We start from the raw sequence: 19,087 nt of genomic DNA on the forward strand, positions 1-19,087 counted from the left end.
AAATCGTGCACCCGAGTCTAGCAAAACGTTGATTACTGAGCCGAATGCCAAATTGTGGCATCAATTCGTCTATCGAAGCGAACCGCTTTGATCCACTGTGCTCACTGACGTTTATGCGCTCGTATTCGGCCGTTAATCCGATGGAGTGAATAATATGAAAACACTAACTAATCTCGCCTTAATCACATTCTTGCTGACCAGCACAAGCGTGTTTGCGACGGCCGCGCCGCACGCACATCAACACGACAATGCCAATCCACAGGAACAAGCACATACCCATGTTTGCCCTATGCACCCTGAAGTGACTGGCAGCAAAGAGGATACTTGCCCTCAATGTGGTATGAACTTAGAGCCAAAGGCAATAGAAGCAAAACCGGCTGAAGGTGCGGCAAAAAACGCCCACAAACACCACTAAGCTAGGCTGGAGATGAGGCATATGAATTCATTTAAAACCGTAAAAAAGCAGACCCCTAAAGCCGTACTGATCTTGAGTAGCTTACTCTTAGGTACGCCTTGGTTGAGCCATGCCCAACTGGCGAGCACACAAGAGCCCGTGGCGACCGAAGCTGCAGTAAATTCTGCAACAGCGCCTAAAAATAATTCGTTAAATCAAGTAAAAACCTACACTTGCCCTATGCATCCCGAAGTACTCAGCCATGAGCCTGGTCGCTGCCCTAAGTGCAATATGTTTTTAGTTGAGAAACAAGATACCGCAAACTCTGCGGCCGAGCATGCACAGCATCAAGTCGCAGATCACCAAGCCTCTGAGCATGGACAAATCTTGGCAGCGAAAGCTTCGAGCCAGGTATTCGATACCCCAACACCTAAGGCCGACAGCTTAGTTAAAGCCCAAAACCACGTGACAACAATCAAGTACGTTTGCCCTATGCATGCTCACATCATCAGCGATGTGCCCGGCACTTGCCCTATCTGCGGCATGAACTTAGAAAAAGTCGAAACGGGCGGCAATACCCAAGAAATCAATATCAATGTTTCCGGCAGTATGCAGCAAGCGCTGGCACTCAAAGTCGCCAAGGTTGAACGCGACACACTGTGGAAATTTGTCGAAACCGTCGGTCAAATCGATTACGACGAAAGCCAGATCACCCATATCCATGCCCGCGTCACTGGCTGGATTGAAAAACTGATGATCAAATCCGTGGGCGATACCGTTAAGAAAGACCAGCTTATCTACGAGATCTATTCCCCCGATTTAATTAACGCCCAAGATGACTACCTGCTCGCCATGGACACCGCCAAAGCAAACGGCCAAGGCCGCTACAAAGATTTGGTGCGCAATGCGGGTTTACGCTTATCTTTCCTTGGTTTTAACGACAGGCAAATCAAACAATTAGCAGAGTCACATCAAACCCAGTATCGCGTACCTTTCTACGCCAAAGAGGATGGCATAGTTAAAGCCCTCGACGTTCGTGATGGCATGTACATTCAGCCTTCGACCGAAGTCATGTCCCTAGTGGATCTCTCTAAGGTATGGGTGATTGCCGATGTATTCGAGAATGAGCAAAGCTGGATTGCTAAAGGTCAAAAGGCCGAAATTGCCGTTCCCGCCATGAATATCAGTGGCATCGAAGGCACGATCGATTACATCTACCCTGAGCTTGACCCAGTCACTCGCAGCCTGCGAGTTCGAGTGGTTCTCAACAATGCCGACGTAGATTTAAGACCTAAAACCCTCGCGAAAGTCTCGCTATTCGGTGGCCCGAATAAAGATGTGCTCGTGATCCCGCAGGAAGCTTTAATTCAGACGGGTAAAGAAAACCGCGTGATCGTCAAACAAACCGATGACAGCTTTACCGCCAAGGCCGTCACAGTCGGCATGATGAGCCAAGGTAAAGCCGAGATTATTTCAGGCCTGAATGAAGGTGAACGGGTGGTGATTTCGGGGCAATTCTTACTCGACTCCGAAGCCAGTCTCAAGGGCAGCTTAATGCGTTTAAGCAGCGGTCATCAGCACTAGGAGCGCGTTATGTTGAAATATATTATCGAGGCGTCAATCAGGCAGCGATTGATGGTGCTGATTATCGCCATCATGATCACTGTTTGGGGCGTACAGGAGCTGCGCAAAACGCCGCTTGATGCGCTGCCGGATTTATCCGACGTACAAGTGATCATTAAAACCCCTTACCCGGGCCAAGCGCCAAAATTGGTTGAGGAACAAGTGACTTATCCCTTGTCGACCGCCATGTTAGCTGTACCTGGCGCCAAAACCGTACGTGGTTATTCCATGTTCGGCGACTCCTATGTGTATGTGATTTTTGAAGATGGCACCGACATCTACTGGGCACGCTCGCGAGTGCTCGAGTACCTGAGTCAAATTAGCAGCCGTTTACCCCAGGGCGTACAACCTTCACTCGGTCCCGATGCATCCGGTGTCGGTTGGGTGTATGAATATGCGCTGGTCGATCGTTCTGGCAATTTAGATTTATCGCAACTCAAAAGTCTGCAGGATTGGTATCTCAAGCTAGAGCTGCAAAGCGTGGCAGGCGTGTCTGAAGTTGCCACCGTCGGCGGCATGGAGCAAACCTATCAGATAGTGCTTGAGCCCGATAAAATGGCGATCTATAAACTCGATATCGCCAGCATTAAACAAGCGATCGATAAAGCTAATAGCGAAGCTGGCGGCTCAGTGATCGAAATGGCCGAAGCCGAATACATGGTGCGCGCCAAAGGCTATCGCCAGACGCTAGAGGATTTTCGTGAAATTCCCCTTGGTATCACCAGCCCTTCTGGTACAGGTTTATTACTCAAAGATGTCGCCACTGTGCGCAAAGGCCCAGCCTCACGCCGCGGCATAGCCGAACTCGACGGTGAAGGTGAAGTCGTTGGCGGAATTGTGGTGATGCGTTACGGCGAAAACGCCTTAGCGACGATAGATGCGGTGAAAGCTAAACTCGAAGAACTCAAAGCGGGCCTGCCCGATGGGGTTGAGATTATCCCAACCTATGACAGATCCCACTTGATTCTTAAGTCCGTCGACAACTTGTTTAGCAAGGTCGTCGAAGAAATGTTGGTGGTTGGCTTAGTCTGCTTACTGTTTTTGCTGCATGCGCGCTCCACACTCGTGGCCGTGATAACCCTGCCGCTATCCATCCTTATCGCTTTTATCGTGATGAATAAGATGGGTGTGAACGCCAATATCATGAGCCTTGGCGGCATCGCCATTGCTATCGGCGCCGTGGTGGATGGCGCGATTGTGATGATCGAAAACCTGCACAAACATTTAGAACATTTCAAAGCCGAACATGATCGCGAACCCGATACTAAGGAGCATTGGCGCATCGTCACCGAAGCGTCGATTGAAGTCGGCCCTGCGTTATTTTTCTCATTGATTATTATCACCTTAAGCTTTGTGCCTGTGTTTGCACTCGAAGCGCAGGAAGGTCGATTATTCGCGCCACTGGCCTATACCAAATCCTTTGCTATGGCCGCTTCCGCATTATTAGCAATCACATTAGTGCCAGTCTTAATGGGCTATTTTATTCGGGGAAAAATTCCGAGTGAGCATAAAAATCCCATCAGTCGCGTGCTGATCGCTTTATATAAGCCATCGCTTAATCTGGTACTTAGGTTTCCTAAAATCACCTTAGCATTAGCGTTGATTGCCTTAGTCAGCGCTTGGTATCCGATGACGCGCATGGGCAGTGAGTTTATGCCCGAGTTAGAAGAAGGCGATTTACTCTACATGCCAACCGCGTTACCAGGACTCAGTGCGGGCAAAGCCGCCGAAGTGTTACAGCAAACCGATCGTTTGATTAAAACCGTCCCCGAAGTCGCCCGCGTATTTGGTAAGGTGGGCCGCGCCGAGACTGCGACCGATCCCGCGCCGTTAACTATGCTCGAAACCACCATCATGCTTAAACCCCATGAAGAATGGCGCGAGGGTATGACCTTAGATGGCATCATCGCTCAACTGCAACAAACGGTGAAAGTGCCGGGTATCACGAATGCTTGGGTTCAACCCATCAAAACCCGTATCGATATGCTCTCGACTGGGATAAAAACCCCCGTTGGCATTAAGATCACCGGCGCCGATGTGAACGAACTACAAAGCCTAGGAGCAGAAATAGAGGCCATTCTCAGTAGAGTGCCACACACTAAGTCGGCCTATGCCGAACGCAGTGGCGGCGGGCGTTATATCGATATCACCCCCAAACTCGATGTGGCTGCACGTTACGGTATGTCATTGCAGGATATTCAAGATGTAGTACGTTACGCCATTGGCGGTATGGATATTGGTGAATCGATACAAGGGGCTGAGCGTTATCCCATCAACCTACGTTATCCCCGTGAGCTACGCGATAATATCGAGAAGCTACGTGAACTCCCTGTGATCACTAAATCGGGAAATTACCTGCCACTGCGAAATTTAGCGGATATCGAAATCACCGATGGCGCACCTATGCTCACCAGTGAAAATGGTCGCTTAATCTCTTGGGTGTTTATCGATATTGAAGGCACGTCTATCGGTGAATACATTACTACTGCCAAGCAAGCATTAACTGCCGAACTTAAAGTGCCCCCGCGCTACAGCTATACCTTCGCAGGCCAGTATGAATATATGCAACGGGTAGATGCAAAACTGAAGCAAGTGATCCCTATGGCCTTAGGTGTGATATTCATCCTGTTGATGATGACATTTGGCTCTACTTTGCAGGCGAGTATTATCATGCTCAGCCTCCCATTCGCGCTGGTCGGCAGCACTTGGCTATTGTATCTACTGGATTACAACATCTCAGTCGCCGTCGCAGTCGGTATGATTGCGTTGGCGGGCGTTGCCGCGGAGTTTGGGGTAATCATGCTGATTTACCTTAATAATGCCATTAAGCACAGGCAAGAGAAGAATAACTATCATACAGTAACCGATCTCAAAGAAGCCTTAATTGAAGGTGCTGTTATGCGTATTCGCCCCAAAGCGATGACAGTCGCCACTATCTTTTTTGGCCTACTGCCCATTATGTGGGGCGCAGGATCGGGTAACGATGTGATGCAGAAAATTGCCGCACCTATGGTCGGCGGCATGGTTACGGCCCCATTACTGTCACTGTTTGTACTACCCGCGCTTTATCTACTGATTTATTCGCGTAAATTAAAGAAAGACGCAGTTCAGTAATAACACATACATAAAAAATCCCCCAAACCGAAATAGTCTGGGGGATTTTTTATTCAACGGTCTTTAAAGAGAGTTATTTATTCGTGCTAACAAACAAAGGGTTAGAATAGAACCACAGGTCGTTATAGTTACGATCATTAATCTTGTTATACCAAGCCTGAACCGATTCATCTTCGGCTTGATTAATCACAGCTGATTTTAAAGGATTACCTTTTTCCGTGAGATTAGCTTGGTTGTAATCTAGATTAGTACCGCGCAAACGGAAATATTGAGGCTTATCAGCAATAAAGCTGTAGCTCATGCTGTAGTAGCCATCAGCATCTTTTTGCCAATCAGCACTGGTAAAAGTCTTAACCACTAAGGTTGAATCGTTAGTTTCCTTTTCATATGCCGTTGTCCCCGCTTCAGCGCGCGGACCCACATTGCCCGCAATCAAGTCGATGTGGTGTACACCAGGGTTAATGCCGGCATAAACTTCATTACCTATATCCGACTCTTTATTATTCAAGGCCGGACTTTTAAAGCGAATAGTGAGCGTTAACTTGTCGCCCGCTTTCGCTACCAAGGTTTGCCCCATAGTGACACTATTCTTATTGCTACTTTCGAGCTTAAAATCCAAGGCATCAATCAAATCGCCAAACACAGAAAAGCTATTACCTGAGCGTAACCCCTTCAAAAGCGCCGTGGTATCTTGACCATCGACCCAAGTGTAGCTTTTCGCATATTCACCGGGATAATAACTACTTGCATAAGGTGGGCGCGTTTTGAAATGGATATCTGAGTTACCCATATTCCAGATCTGGCGACCTTCGCCTAACAGCGCATCCCACCAACCGCCGACCTGCGCTACCACAGGGTCGACTCCACCATATACACCGCTACTGCGCTCAGCATAATCGCCGCGATTACCGCTAAATTGTCCGCCAACCAGACCTTCAACTAAAAAGAAGACATTGGGTGCAGCATCATTCAGTTCCCTTACATCTTTAATGGTATAGCTGGTTAAATAGCGACGAGGATGATTTAACATCCCATAGCTGCTATCGGGATAATGAGTCTCTAGCCATTTCAACGCCGCAACGGCATCTTCATGAGTCTGGTTTTGACGGGTATAACCCGCAGCATTCCAAGCGGCGATATCTTGGGGATCAAAGTCTGCAATGTCATTTTTACTACTAAATCTGTACTCGAAGGTTTTAATCGCCGACAAGACTTTAGCTTCATCACCTAAAATACCGATATTAAAGTGCTCATGGGTTGGCATATCCCACTCGAAACTCGAATAGGCAATTTTGCCCTCATAGTTAGGCATGGCCTTTTTTAGACCAGGCATTTCATACTGAGTTAATGCGTCGTAATAAAGCAAACCACCTACGTCGTTATCATCATTATCTTGACTGTTATTACGCATATGATTCGATAAGGAAACATAGTCTAAACCGAAGTCATCAAAGGCCCACTTCAGAATATCAGACTGGGTTTCGCGAGCATCCTGCGAAACTGCGGTGTGTACATGTAAGTCACCTTTTAACCAACGCCCAGTTGGTTCAATCGGTATGGGATTAGTATCGTCAGAGTCAGAATTACAACCCGATAGCACCACAAGAGACGATAACAAAACAGCATTTAGATTGATTACCTTACGCACGAATAACCTCTTTATATTCACAAGTAGAAACCTGAATATAAGTCGAATCACCATAATTACATGGGTATTCGCTATCCATAAAATAAGCCTCTAAGTTTATAGCGCTTATGTGTACCATTGACTCAGTGCCACGCAGAATTGACTCAATTCACTGCCGCAGGAAGGATCCCATCACATGACCAAGTCATTTTGTTTAACCATCAGCCAGATATGGCCGCAAGCACTTTCCCTTAAAACCCCATCACGCGCATTACTTGCCGCATTCGGTTTATGCTCTGCGCTCATCATTACAGCACCCGCCTTTGCCGCACCTGCAACTGGTGAATTCGTTGCCGACAAACGCTGTGAGCTATTTCAATCGAAAAATAAGCAGACGAATCCAGACCAATGGCAGAGCAACATTGGTGAGCGCTACCCTGTACTTGAAATCCTCGGCAATAGCGCTAAACCTGATTGGCTAAGAGTGCGCACCAATGCGGTGAAGTCTCCCATGCGTTGGATCAGCGGCGATTGTGGTCAATATCTATCTAATGTTGCTGGCAGCAATTTATCAACACCTGCAACGGCGGCGGAACCGGCGCAAACAACCACGGCATCGGACATCAAAGCAAAAAGCCGAGATAGCCTTAAAGAGCATGGTACCCCAGAGAAACGCCAAGGGAATCAATGTCAAATCGGTGGCGAATTCGATGCTAACGTGCTCGCATTAAGCTGGCAAAGCACCTTTTGTGAACTCTATGGCCGCCGTAAAGCCGAATGCCGCGCCCTCAGCCAAACGCCAGAATCGAGCCAATGGCAACACTTCAGCCTGCACGGACTGTGGCCGAATAAACAACAATGCGGCACGCGATATGGCTATTGCAGCACAGTCAAACTGCAACCGAATGATTTCTGTACTTATCCGGAGTTTGAACTGAATCCATCGGTGCGCAAAAATTTAGAAGAAGTCATGCCAAGCGCCCAATATGGCACCTGTTTAGAACGCCACGAATGGTGGAAACACGGCACTTGCCGTAACCAAGACCCTAACGAGTACTTTTTATTGGCAACCCAGCTGACCCAAGCGGTCAATGCCTCGGCATGGGTACAAAAATTTATCCATGACAACATAGGTAAGAGTGTCAGTAAAAGTGAGTTAAACCAAAGTTTTGATAGCAGCTTCGGTCAAGGCGCTCACACTAAAATGAGTCTTGAATGTGGCAAGGGATTACTGAGTGAAATCCGCATTAACTTGCCCGAAGTCATTAAAACCTCTGACTCTTTACCTAGCCTACTCGCCAAAGCCAATAAGGCCTCAAAAGGCTCCTGCCCTGAAACAATCATGATTGATAACGCTAATTAAACAAATAGTTAGGCAAATAAAAACGGCGATTTAGCGTCGCCGTTTTTAACCTTAATGACAGTCCTTAATATGGCTGTCACATCTGATTAAGCTTGATCACCGCAAAGGTAGCGCCTTGGGCGTCAGCAATGACAGAAAATCGTCCCACATCAGGGATATCACTAGGCGGAATGCACACTTGCGCGCCTAAGCTTTGGGCTTTCTCAGCAAACGCATCGCAATCCGCCACCACAAAATAGAGCAGCCAGTGGGGAGAAATATCGCCCCATTCAGGCATTATCGTCATCATACCGCCGATGGATTGACCATCAAGCTGCCATTCTGAGTATTCAATGTCAGGCATGTCACTTGGCATGTTGGTCCAAGGGAAGATTTTGCAGTAAAAGGCTTCTTCAGTACGCGGCTCTTTGCAAGCCAGCTCAACCCAGCAAAGGGTATTGAGTTCACCCTGACGGCGAGCACCTATGTGGTTCTTCGCTTGCCACAAAGCAAAGCGTGCGCCTTCAGGATCGCTGACCTGCGCCATCACGCCCGCATCACCCACAATATGCGGCCCCATGTGCACTTGGCCGCCCGCCGCTTGAATCGCTGCAATGCTGGCATCGATATCATCGACGGCAAAGTAGATACGCCAGTGGCTGGGGATATGTGCTTCCGACTCAGGGATTTGATACATGGCGCCTAAGTCATCTCCCGCTAAATTAAATAGCGAAAAGTGACCTTCAGGGATCGGCATTTCGACCGAGTTCCAACCAAATAACGCTTGGTAAAATGCTGTAGCCCCCTGCCAATCATGGCTTGCAAGTTCAACCCAACATGCATGTCCTTGTGCGTACTGAGTCATTTTCATTATCGGCTCCTTTGTTTTAACAATCATTCGAGTTAAGCCTGAGTTTGTATTTTTGTCCAGTATTCAGGTTAAAAAGATCTGTAAGACAAAACTCAACCGCTAAAGACAAAAAAGCCCTCACATGGAGGGCTTAAATCATCACAACAAATTAGGAATATTGCGGCAGTAAATTTGCCATCGCGAGCAGATGACATGCACCTGTGACTATGCCAAATAACACCACAAGAATAATCAGCGGTGTACCGCCTATCACTCTAAAACCTGTGCTATCGGGGAACAACTGCCGCGATTTATAGGCCATCAGCGCCGGGACGATTACCGCCCACACAGTTGCCGCTAATGCCGCAAAGCCAATCGCCACTAAGAAGCCGTCGGGAAACAGTAATCCTAAAATCGTTGGCGGCACAAAGGTCACTAACGCGGTTTTCATTCGGCCAGAGCGTGAATCATCAAAACCAAACAAATCAGCAAGATAATCGAACAGACCTAAGGTCACCCCTAAGAAAGATGAAGCCACGGCTAAGTTAGCAAACAGGGTCAACATACTGTTTAACCAGCTACTCGCCATCACCTCAGACAAAGCGCCCACCAACACACCCATATTGCCGCCTTGGGCAATAATGTCGATAAACTGGCTGCGGGGAATATTGCCCATAGTCGCCACTAACCAACAGACATAAATCACCAGCGCGATAAAGGTGCCGACGAAAATCGCCTTGATAATGGTGGAGGAATCTTTGCCGTAATACTTCACTAAGCTGGGGACGTTACCATGGTAACCAAAGCTAGCGAGACCAAAGGGCAGCGCCGCCCACAGATAAGGTGAAAAGCTGTTATTACCATCGGGTTCGAGCAACTTAGTCACATCAATTTCGATCAATAAATTGCCGATAGCGAGGAAGAAGGTAATGATCATACCGCCGAGCATAATCGTGGTAATCCGATCCACGGCTTTAGTACTGATCAACACTATGCTCGCCAATACTATGGCGAACACTAGCCCTGCCACACTTTGCGGTAACTCAATTCCCATGCCCTGCAAGCTGTGATTCACAATCGAACCACCGCCGCTGATATAGGCATAAGTCAAAATATACAACACAAAAGCGATAGAAACGCCGTTCACTATCCGCCAAAACTGCCCAAGAGTTTGCTTGCTTAAGGTATCGAAGCTAGCACCGGGTTCGAAATGTAAATTGGTTTCGAGCAACAATAAACCCGACATCAACATGCAAAACCAAATGCCCAATAACATCAAAATCGAATAGCCAAACCACATACCTGCACCGACCACCGGCAGAGAAAACATCCCAGCACCTACGGTCGTGCCAGCAATAATCATGGCACCACCGAGCAAGGACTTACCTGCGGGCTTATGCTTAGCCGCATTCATATGATTTGCCATTAAACTGTGTGCTCCGCGGTGACACTCGCCACTATCGTTTGTCTCACTGACGGACGTAATAAGCTATTGGCCTGATCTCGTATGCGATTGATATTGGACTTATCTTCACTATCCGCCAGATATCCCAATTCTTTAAGCTTCACGCTCAAAGTACCGTAGAGTTTTTTATCGTAGAACTCAGGCGCGGTAATACCATGTAAAGCCCCTAAACGCTGGGCGAGTAAATGGCTCTCAGACTCAAGTTCTGAGCGCTCCATTTTAGGTCTGTTCGCTAACAGATTGAAAATAATAGCGTAGCGTTGCAGAGTTTCACTCACTGAACTGGCTAACAACAATAATTGGCTTGAGTGCTCAGGCACGACAGTTAAGGTATCAGTCTCAACCACTAAATCTTGCCCAATCAGGAAATCCAGCACTTGCTCAACATAGGCTGGTAAGTCTTTAATTCCCATGAAGAGTTCGGCTTTTAGCAGTGGATAAAAATCGGCAACGATTGAAACCACTTGCTGGCGCAGGATCTGTTCATTATGGGTTAAACAACTCGCAATTAATGAAGGAACAATAAATAAGTGAATGATATTGTTACGATAGTAAGTCATAGACACAGCCTGACTCGCTTCAATAGACACTATTTCCCCTAAAGGATCGGCACTAACAACAAACTTGTTCAGCTCTAAACCTTGCTGCACTAAATGCTTACCATCACCTTCGGCAACAGATGTATAAGAAGTGTAAGGCACTTTTTTGAGTAGGGTCAGATACAAATCAAGCTGACGCTCCAGCAGACTACGTTCTAAGGCGTTTTGATCTGTCGCCAGTAAAACTAAGCTAGTCAAAGTCACAGAACTCGCGGCTGCGGCATCATTGATACGCGTCATCACCCGATTAGCCAGCACGTTTACCGCTGGCGTTAACCAACTTGGTTTCTGCTCGGGATCATCGGCCAACTCAGCACGCCAGTTTGGCGCACGCTCATTTAAGAAATTTTGCAGGGTAATAGGCTCGCCAAAATTCACATAACCTTGGCCAAAATTACCTAATTTGCGAATGGCACCGAACACCTGCCACACAGATTCTTTTTTCTTTTTCTTACCGCTTAACTCTTTATGGTAAGTCGCCACTTCCATCACATGGTCATAGCCTAAATACACAGGCACAAGTGTGACAGGACGTTCAATACCGCGCAGTACGCTGTTCATCGTCATGGCGATCATGCCAGTTTTCGGCGCCAACAGACGGCCAGTACGTGAACGGCCACCTTCGGAGAAGTATTCCACTGAATAACCTTTAGCAAACAGCTGATCTAAATACTCACGAAATACTGCGGTGTACAGCTTGTTACCATTAAAACTACGGCGGATGAAGAAGGCACCACCGCGACGGAACATAGGTCCCGCGGGCCAGAAATTGAGGTTAATGCCAGCAGCAATGTGCGGCGGAACCATGCCTTGATAATACAAAATATACGATAACAGTAGGTAATCCATGTGGCTACGATGGCAAGGCACATAAATAATTTCGTGGCCGTCGTGGTGCAGCTGGCGAACTTGCTCGGCACCTTTAATGTTGATCCCGCTGTAAAGCTTGTTCCACAGCCAAGTTAAGAAACGCTCAGCAATACGCACTAAACTATCTGAGTAATCGGCAGCGATTTCATCGAGATACTCAATAGCCGTCTCGCGCGCTTGGGTCTCAGAAATCTTTTTACTGGCGGCTTCTTCTTGAATCGCTTTGCGCAGCGACTCAGATTTGAGCAACGAATGAAACAGTGCTTGGCGGTTTGGCAGCACAGGCCCTGTCATTACCTTACGTTGACGACGGAAATGCACGCGCGCAACCCGTGCTAACTTATGGGCAATCCCCATGTCGGTGCCATGTTCGTCAGCCATGTAACGCAGGGATACGGCATTCGAAAACTGCACGAAGTTATGTCGACCTAAGAACAGAATCATCAAGCACTTGCGTAGCCAAGTCGGGTTTTCCCGCTCAAATACGGCCGCCTTCATAGTGTCGTCTTCTTTCCCTGGCGTTCGACCCCAATACAAGCTCACGGGCACAAGTTGAATATCCAATTCAGGACGTTCCTTATGCACGGCTAACAAACGCATAAAGCATTCGAGGAAAGGCTCATTACCAGCACGTTCGCCAAACAGTGGCTTACGTCCTTGAAGACAGACAACCCGAGGCGCAATCACACCATTAGCCACTAGAGGCTCATAAGGGCTTGGTAAGCCTAACTTAGCCGTTATTTCGCTCAAAGCAGCGATGTCACTGAGGGATTCTGTTTTCATCACATAAACAAGGGGTCTGGAAGCATCCAGATTCAGATCGGCAAAGGGATCCTGAGGCACCACAATAGTGTGCACTAAGTGTTTTTGGATCCAACGTAATGATTTCAACCAAAGAGAGTCGTGTTTAGGCATTATTCTTATGCAATTAAGTGCGTTTACTAGCCCGATAGAATACCAGACTATGGGCAATATTCGCTAATTCTCTCCAACATAGCTAAAAAGTGGTTAATACTTGCGCTGCAAATAATACTGTATATACTAACAGTAACTGTATAGAAAAACAGGAAACACCATGAGACCTTTGACGCCACGCCAAGCTGAAATTTTAGAGCTAATTAAACGAAATATTGCCGATACTGGCATGCCACCCACTCGGGCAGAAATCGCAACCCGTTTAGGTTTTAAGAGCGCCAATGCGGCTGAAGAACACCTTAAAGCGTTGGCGAAAAAGGGCTGCATTGAGATCATGCCTGGCACATCTCGGGGCATTCGTCTGCCTGCGGAAATCGAAGATTTGACTGAAACAGGTTTACCGCTCATCGGCCAAGTGGCCGCAGGTGAACCTATCCTCGCCCAAGAACATGTTGAACAGTACTACCAAGTCGACCCAAGCATGTTCCATCCCGCCGCCGATTTTTTACTGCGAGTAAAAGGCGACAGCATGAAAAATATCGGCATTCTCGAAGGTGATTTACTGGCAGTTCATAAAGTAGAACAAGCTAGAAATGGTCAAGTGGTTGTCGCTAGAGTCGATGACGATGTCACTGTTAAACGTTTCGAAAAAAAAGGTAATGTGGTCTATCTACATGCCGAAAATGAAGATTACTCCCCGATTAAAGTGGATTTAGGCTTCCAAAGTTTAACAATTGAAGGACTCGCCGTCGGTGTGATCCGTAATGGAGATTGGCTATGAATAAACTACTTGGCAATGCCCCCCGCCATCCGGGCTTGTGGCTCGATGAAGTCCGTGATGCCGACTATGACTGGCACCATGCGCCTATCGCCTGCATGCCAACTAAGACTCAAGGTCGCCAAGAATTAATTCATCTGAGTGCACAACTCGCTCAGTTAAGCCAACAGGGCCGTTGGTTAGTGCTCATCAACCCACCAAGTATTGGCTACAAGCAAACGCTCGCTAACGCGGGTGTGCGTATGGATAGAGTTTTGCTGGTACATGCTAAAGATGAAGTCGAAACCCTGTGGGCGATGGAAAAAGCCCTGACAAGTGGTACGTCCAGTGCAGTCATTACTTGGACTCAATCATTAGATGCGCGGGATAATCGACGCCTACAAATCGTGGCTAAAAGTGCCAGAGCTATGGGCATAGTGCTTGAAGACGTAAACAGTCACTTACATGCAGACGTACGTATTGAGCAAGGCAATCTCTTCGGCCAGCAATCTTTTTTTAGCGCTGTACACTAAATATTCATTTAATTTTTTACCTTGAAAGCCGCCTCACCTATGAATGTGAGGCTTTTTTTTGGCAATTTTTCAGATAATTAGATAAATAAGTGATCTTGATCAATATTTAAACAGCAAGTATGGTTGATTAAGTCGGTGATGATATATCACCCACCGTGGTCAATGAATCGAGTATTTATCGAACTCGAAGCGCCACTAAAAATAGAGAACAGATTTATTTCAGCAGTATGTGCCAGCGTGGCTAATTACCAGCAGTAACAATACTTGATTAAAAGTAACAGCCGCCAACGCACGTTGAAGTCAAAAAAGCTTTTTTGGGAACTGAAGAGTTTGCATAGAGTTGAGACTTACTGTGTTGCTCTTCTTTGTAGTTGCTATTCGCAATTGGCAGAGGAGAAGTCTTGTGAAGCAATTGTTGTATTGTTTACTCGTGGTGCTTTTCGCACCACCGTTGACCGCCGCAGACATGCGGTTCAACATGACCCCTGGCGTGACCGAGATCAGTGGCAAGGTTTATCACTTGCACATGACCATCTTGTATATCTGCTGCGCAATAGGCCTAGTGGTCTTTGGCGTCATGATTTACGCCATGATCAACCACAGAAAATCCAAAGGCGCTGTCGCGTCCCACTTTCACGAAAGCACTAAAGTTGAAATCGCTTGGACGATTCTGCCATTTATCATTTTGATCTTAATGGCGATTCCAGCGACAAAAACTTTAATCGCAATGGAAGATCCCAGCAACGCCGATCTCACCGTAAAAGTCACGGGTTCACAATGGAAATGGCATTACAGCTATTTCGATCAAGATATTGATTTTTATAGCATACTGACAACACCCAGAGCACAAATCGAAGGCACCGAAACCAAGGGTGAAAACTATCTATTGGAAGTCGATAAACCGCTCGTTCTACCAATAAACCGCAAAATCCGCTTTCTGATGACTTCAGAGGATGTCATCCATTCTTGGTGGGTACCCGCCTTTGCAATTAAGAAAGATGCCAACCCTGGATTTATCAATGAAGCTTGGACTCGCATCGACAAACCCGGCATTTACCGTGGTCAATGCGCCGAGCTCTGCGGTAAAGACCATGGTTTTATGCCTATCGTAGTACAAGCGTTACCCGAAGCCGAGTTTGAGGCTTGGGTCACAGAGCAGAAACAAGCCGCAGGTGCTGCGGCTGAAGCCGCTCAAGCCGCTTTATCACAAACCCTAAGTAAAGAAGAGTTGATGACTCTAGGCGAACAAGTTTACCTCGGGCACTGCGCAGCCTGCCACCAGCCCAATGGCGAAGGGTTGCAAGGCGTATTTCCGCACCTTAAAGGTAGCCCGATTGCAACAGGACCACTCAGCGGTCACCTTGAAATTGTGCTCAACGGTAAAACGGGTACAGCCATGCAAGCGTTTAGTAAGCAATTGACTGCACAAGAAATCGCGGCAGTGACTACCTACGAGCGTAATGCTTGGGGCAATAATACTGGCGATGCAGTGCAAGCCAAAGACGTAAACGAGTACATGAACGGCAGTTCTGCACAAACATCCGCCGCGGTACCAAGCAGTACAACCCCAACACCCGCACCTGCAACAGACGTCTCAGCTGCAGTCGATCCCGCAAGCCTCCCCACACTCAGCCATGACGCCCTCATGGCCGAAGGTGAAACTGTCTACGCGACCTTCTGTGCTGCCTGCCATCAAGTGACAGGTGCAGGAATACCACCCGCCTTCCCCGCGCTAGTGGGTAGTGCTATCGCCATTGGACCAGTCGCCAATCACATCGATATTGTGATGCACGGCAAAACGGGCACGGCTATGCAGGCATTTGGCAAACAGCTTAGCCCACAGCAACTTGCAGCAGTCATTACCTATGAACGCAATGCTTGGGGTAACAATACCGGCGATACAGTGCAACCTGCTGATATCGCAAGTCATGGACAGTAGGGGATAATGATGAGCACTACGACTCAAGATCAAACCGCAGCCCATGATGACCATCATCATGGTGCGCCAAAGGGCATCATGCGCTGGCTGCTAACCACCAACCATAAAGACATAGGTACTTTGTATTTATGGTTCAGCTTCATTATGTTCTTAACCGGTGGCGCTATGGCCATGGTGATCCGCGCTGAACTCTTTCAACCTGGATTACAATTGGTCGAGCCCAACTTTTTCAACCAAATGACAACTGTTCATGGGTTGATCATGGTATTCGGCGCGGTAATGCCGGCCTTTACAGGGCTCGCTAACTGGCTGATCCCTATGATGATAGGAGCGCCCGATATGGCGCTGCCACGGATGAATAACTGGAGTTTTTGGATACTCCCCTTCGCCTTCACTATTCTTCTCAGTTCGCTATTTATGGAAGGTGGCGGACCTAACTTTGGTTGGACCTTCTACGCACCACTATCAACAACTTATAGTCCAGATAGCACGGCGCTCTTTGTATTTTCTATTCACATCATGGGGATTAGTTCGATCATGGGCGCGATCAACGTGATTGTGACCATAGTGAATTTACGCGCGCCAGGCATGACATGGATGAAGTTACCATTGTTTGTCTGGACTTGGCTTATCACGGCATTCCTCCTGATCGCGGTTATGCCCGTACTCGCGGGCGCAGTGACTATGGTGCTGACCGATAAGTTTTTCGGCACGAGTTTCTTCGATGCGGCTGGCGGCGGCGATCCTGTGATGTTCCAGCATATTTTCTGGTTCTTCGGCCACCCTGAAGTCTACATCATGATCTTGCCGTCCTTTGGCATCATCTCTGCCATAGTCCCCGCCTTCAGTCGTAAACCCTTATTTGGCTATGCATCCATGGTTTATGCTACCGCTAGTATTGCAATTCTGTCGTTCCTCGTATGGGCGCACCATATGTTCACCACAGGTATGCCAGTGTTTGCCGAGCTGTTCTTCATGTATTGCACTATGTTGATTGCAGTGCCAACTGGGGTGAAAGTGTTTAACTGGGTTGCCACTATGTGGCGCGGCTCACTCAGTTTCGAAACGCCCATGCTGTTTGCTGTAGCCTTTATCATACTCTTCACTATTGGCGGTTTTTCGGGATTAATGCTCGCCATTACACCCGCCGACTTCCAGTACCACGATACTTATTTTGTTGTGGCACATTTCCATTATGTACTCGTAACTGGTGCGATTTTCTCCATCATGGCAGCGGCCTATTACTGGCTACCTAAGTGGACGGGACACATGTACAACGAACGACTGGGACAATGGCATTTCTGGTGTTCGGTGATTTCGGTCAACGTGCTGTTTTTCCCGATGCATTTCCTTGGGCTGGCAGGAATGCCAAGGCGTATCCCTGACTACTCGATTCAATTTGCCGATGTTAATCAAATCGTCTCGATTGGTGGGTTTGCCTTCGGCTTATCGCAATTGATTTTCTTAGTTTTAGTAATTAAGTGCATCCGTGGCGGCGAAAAAGCTCCCGCTAAACCTTGGGAAGGTTCCGAGGGTTTAGAGTGGACATTGCCAAGCCCTGCGCCTTACCACTCCTTCACGACACCACCTGAGGTGAAATGAAATGGCAACCCAACACCAGCAAGATAAACCTAAGTCAAATCGTAAACTTATCAGCATGTTAGTTCTCGGCTGTATTGGCATGTTTGGCTTTGGATTCGCGCTGGTGCCGCTCTACGATGTGTTGTGCGAGCAACTCGGTATCAATGGAAAACCCTCCAATACCGCGAGTAGTTATCAAGCAATCACAGTAGATACAAGCCGAATAGTGACTGTAGAATTTATTTCTCAGGTACAAACAGGCATGCCATGGACATTTGCGCCACAAACCAAGCGGCTCGAAGTTCACCCTGGCGAGCTAATTCATACGGCATTTTTGGCGCGCAATATGTCCGCTAAAGCAACGATTGGCCAAGCGATACCTTCAGTTTCGCCCGGACAAGGTGCCGCTTATTTTAATAAAACAGAATGCTTTTGCTTTAATCAACAACCCTTAGCGGCGGACACTAGCGCTGAGCTGCCGCTCATTTTCTATGTGGATCCTCAGTTACCTGAGTCTATCCACACTCTGACCCTCTCTTACACTCTCTACGACATTACCGACAAGCAGTTAGCGTCTGCCATAGAGCAAGGAGCTGCAAAATGACAACGAAACATCAGTCTTACTACGTTCCATCCCAAAGTGTCTGGCCTATTGTAGGTGCCATTGGCTTGTTCTTAATCGCCTCTGGTGCAGGCCTTTTCGTGCAACAGTTGAAATCAGGTGCATCCGGTGGCGGTTATGTGCTGCTGGTTGGGATAGCTGTGATCCTATTCATGCTGGTAGGTTGGTTTAGAACCGTGATCCAAGAGTCGATGGCAGGGCTCTATTCTAGCCAAATGGATCGATCGTTTCGCCAAGGTATGAGCTGGTTTATTTTTTCGGAAGTCATGTTTTTCGGAGCTTTTTTCGGGGCACTATTTTATGCCCGCATGTTCGCAGTGCCTTGGCTCGGTGGCGCATCGAATAATGCCATGACCCACGAAGTGCTCTGGCCTCAGTTTGAAGCTATTTGGCCGCTCATTACTACGCCAGATGGCACTAAAACCCAAGCTATGCCATGGACTGGACTGCCATTAATCAACACTATCGTACTGCTAACCTCCTCAGTTACCTTACATTTCGCCCATGTCAGCCTAGAAAAAGGTAAACGTTCTGCCATTACTCTCTGGCTTGGTATCACCATACTCTTGGGTATGGGTTTCCTTGCCTTACAGGCAGAAGAATATATGCATGCCTACCGGGAAATGGGACTCACCCTAACCTCTGGGATTTATGGCAACACCTTCTTCCTGTTAACTGGCTTTCACGGCATGCATGTCACTCTGGGGACTCTCTTTTTATTCGTGTTGTTTTTCAGAGTGTTGAAGGGGCACTTTAGCGCAGATAAACATTTTGCGTTCCAAGCGGGGAGTTGGTATTGGCACTTTGTGGATGTGGTCTGGCTGTGTTTGTTTATTTTCGTTTACGTTCTCTAGTG

14 protein-coding genes are annotated in these 19,087 nt (G+C 47.6%); 10 read left to right on the forward strand and 4 right to left on the reverse strand.

What is annotated here, in order from left to right; genetic code table 11:
* Positions 1-154 precede the first annotated feature (154 nt).
* From ACHA99_RS10915 to ACHA99_RS10925, 3 genes are read left to right on the forward strand one after another with little or no spacing between them, the layout of a single operon-like run.
* Entirely contained in the window at positions 155-415 is a 261-nt protein-coding gene (locus tag ACHA99_RS10915) for a heavy metal-binding domain-containing protein (RefSeq protein WP_198572393.1), read from the forward strand.
* A 21-nt stretch (positions 416-436) separates the two neighbouring features.
* Positions 437-1,978 carry an efflux RND transporter periplasmic adaptor subunit gene (locus tag ACHA99_RS10920; RefSeq protein ID WP_393942695.1) on the forward strand — a complete coding sequence of 514 codons (1,542 nt, stop codon included), beginning with the start codon at positions 437-439 and terminating at the stop codon, positions 1,976-1,978.
* A gap of 9 nt (positions 1,979-1,987) precedes the next feature.
* Positions 1,988-5,131 carry an efflux RND transporter permease subunit gene (locus ACHA99_RS10925; protein ID WP_393942697.1) on the forward strand — a complete coding sequence of 1,048 codons (3,144 nt, stop codon included), beginning with the start codon at positions 1,988-1,990 and terminating at the stop codon, positions 5,129-5,131.
* A 73-nt stretch (positions 5,132-5,204) separates the two neighbouring features.
* Here the strand turns inward: ACHA99_RS10925 and ACHA99_RS10930 are convergent, their stop codons facing one another.
* The gene (locus tag ACHA99_RS10930; protein WP_393942699.1) at positions 5,205-6,779 is read right to left on the reverse strand and encodes a hypothetical protein; all 1,575 of its coding nucleotides are present in this window, start codon (positions 6,777-6,779) and stop codon (positions 5,205-5,207) included.
* 175 nt (positions 6,780-6,954) lie between these two features.
* Between ACHA99_RS10930 and ACHA99_RS10935 the strand changes: the two genes are divergently transcribed.
* Positions 6,955-8,121 carry a ribonuclease T gene (locus ACHA99_RS10935; protein ID WP_393942701.1) on the forward strand — a complete coding sequence of 389 codons (1,167 nt, stop codon included), beginning with the start codon at positions 6,955-6,957 and terminating at the stop codon, positions 8,119-8,121.
* Between the two features lie 76 nt (positions 8,122-8,197).
* On the opposite strand, the gene ACHA99_RS10940 is transcribed toward ACHA99_RS10935, so the two are convergent.
* The 3 genes from ACHA99_RS10940 to plsB form a co-directional block, all read right to left on the reverse strand.
* Positions 8,198-8,971, reverse strand: a complete 774-nt coding sequence (locus tag ACHA99_RS10940) for a VOC family protein (RefSeq protein ID WP_113940260.1) — start codon at positions 8,969-8,971, stop codon at positions 8,198-8,200.
* A 148-nt stretch (positions 8,972-9,119) separates the two neighbouring features.
* The gene (gene mtr / locus ACHA99_RS10945; RefSeq protein ID WP_105250637.1) at positions 9,120-10,376 is read right to left on the reverse strand and encodes a tryptophan permease; all 1,257 of its coding nucleotides are present in this window, start codon (positions 10,374-10,376) and stop codon (positions 9,120-9,122) included.
* Positions 10,376-12,799: a glycerol-3-phosphate 1-O-acyltransferase PlsB gene (gene plsB, locus ACHA99_RS10950; RefSeq protein WP_393942703.1), complete on the reverse strand. Its 2,424-nt coding sequence runs from the start codon at positions 12,797-12,799 to the stop codon at positions 10,376-10,378. The genes mtr and plsB overlap by 1 nt, the downstream gene beginning before the upstream one ends.
* Positions 12,800-12,959: 160 nt before the next feature.
* On the opposite strand from plsB, the gene lexA reads away from it, so the two are divergent.
* From lexA to ACHA99_RS10980, 6 genes are all read left to right on the forward strand, one after another.
* The gene (gene lexA, locus ACHA99_RS10955) at positions 12,960-13,580 is read left to right on the forward strand and encodes a transcriptional repressor LexA (RefSeq protein ID WP_105250639.1); all 621 of its coding nucleotides are present in this window, start codon (positions 12,960-12,962) and stop codon (positions 13,578-13,580) included.
* Positions 13,577-14,089: a cell division inhibitor SulA gene (locus ACHA99_RS10960; RefSeq protein ID WP_173248214.1), complete on the forward strand. Its 513-nt coding sequence runs from the start codon at positions 13,577-13,579 to the stop codon at positions 14,087-14,089. The genes lexA and ACHA99_RS10960 overlap by 4 nt, the downstream gene beginning before the upstream one ends.
* Positions 14,090-14,492: 403 nt before the next feature.
* On the forward strand, positions 14,493-16,028 hold the full coding sequence (coxB, locus tag ACHA99_RS10965; RefSeq protein ID WP_393942706.1) for a cytochrome c oxidase subunit II: 1,536 nt from the start codon (positions 14,493-14,495) through the stop codon (positions 16,026-16,028).
* A gap of 9 nt (positions 16,029-16,037) precedes the next feature.
* Positions 16,038-17,630 (forward strand): cytochrome c oxidase subunit I, encoded by a 1,593-nt coding sequence (ctaD, locus tag ACHA99_RS10970; RefSeq protein ID WP_105250642.1) that lies wholly within the window; start codon positions 16,038-16,040, stop codon positions 17,628-17,630.
* A 1-nt stretch (position 17,631) separates the two neighbouring features.
* Positions 17,632-18,213 (forward strand): cytochrome c oxidase assembly protein, encoded by a 582-nt coding sequence (locus tag ACHA99_RS10975; protein WP_173497972.1) that lies wholly within the window; start codon positions 17,632-17,634, stop codon positions 18,211-18,213.
* A complete protein-coding gene (locus ACHA99_RS10980) occupies positions 18,210-19,085 on the forward strand; it encodes a cytochrome c oxidase subunit 3 (protein WP_105250644.1) in 876 nt (291 codons plus the stop codon). The genes ACHA99_RS10975 and ACHA99_RS10980 overlap by 4 nt, the downstream gene beginning before the upstream one ends.
* The last annotated feature ends 2 nt before the right edge of the window (positions 19,086-19,087 follow it).

This window comes from Shewanella sp. S23-S33, assembly GCF_043359565.1.
Classification (GTDB): Bacteria; Pseudomonadota; Gammaproteobacteria; order Enterobacterales; family Shewanellaceae; genus Shewanella; species Shewanella oncorhynchi.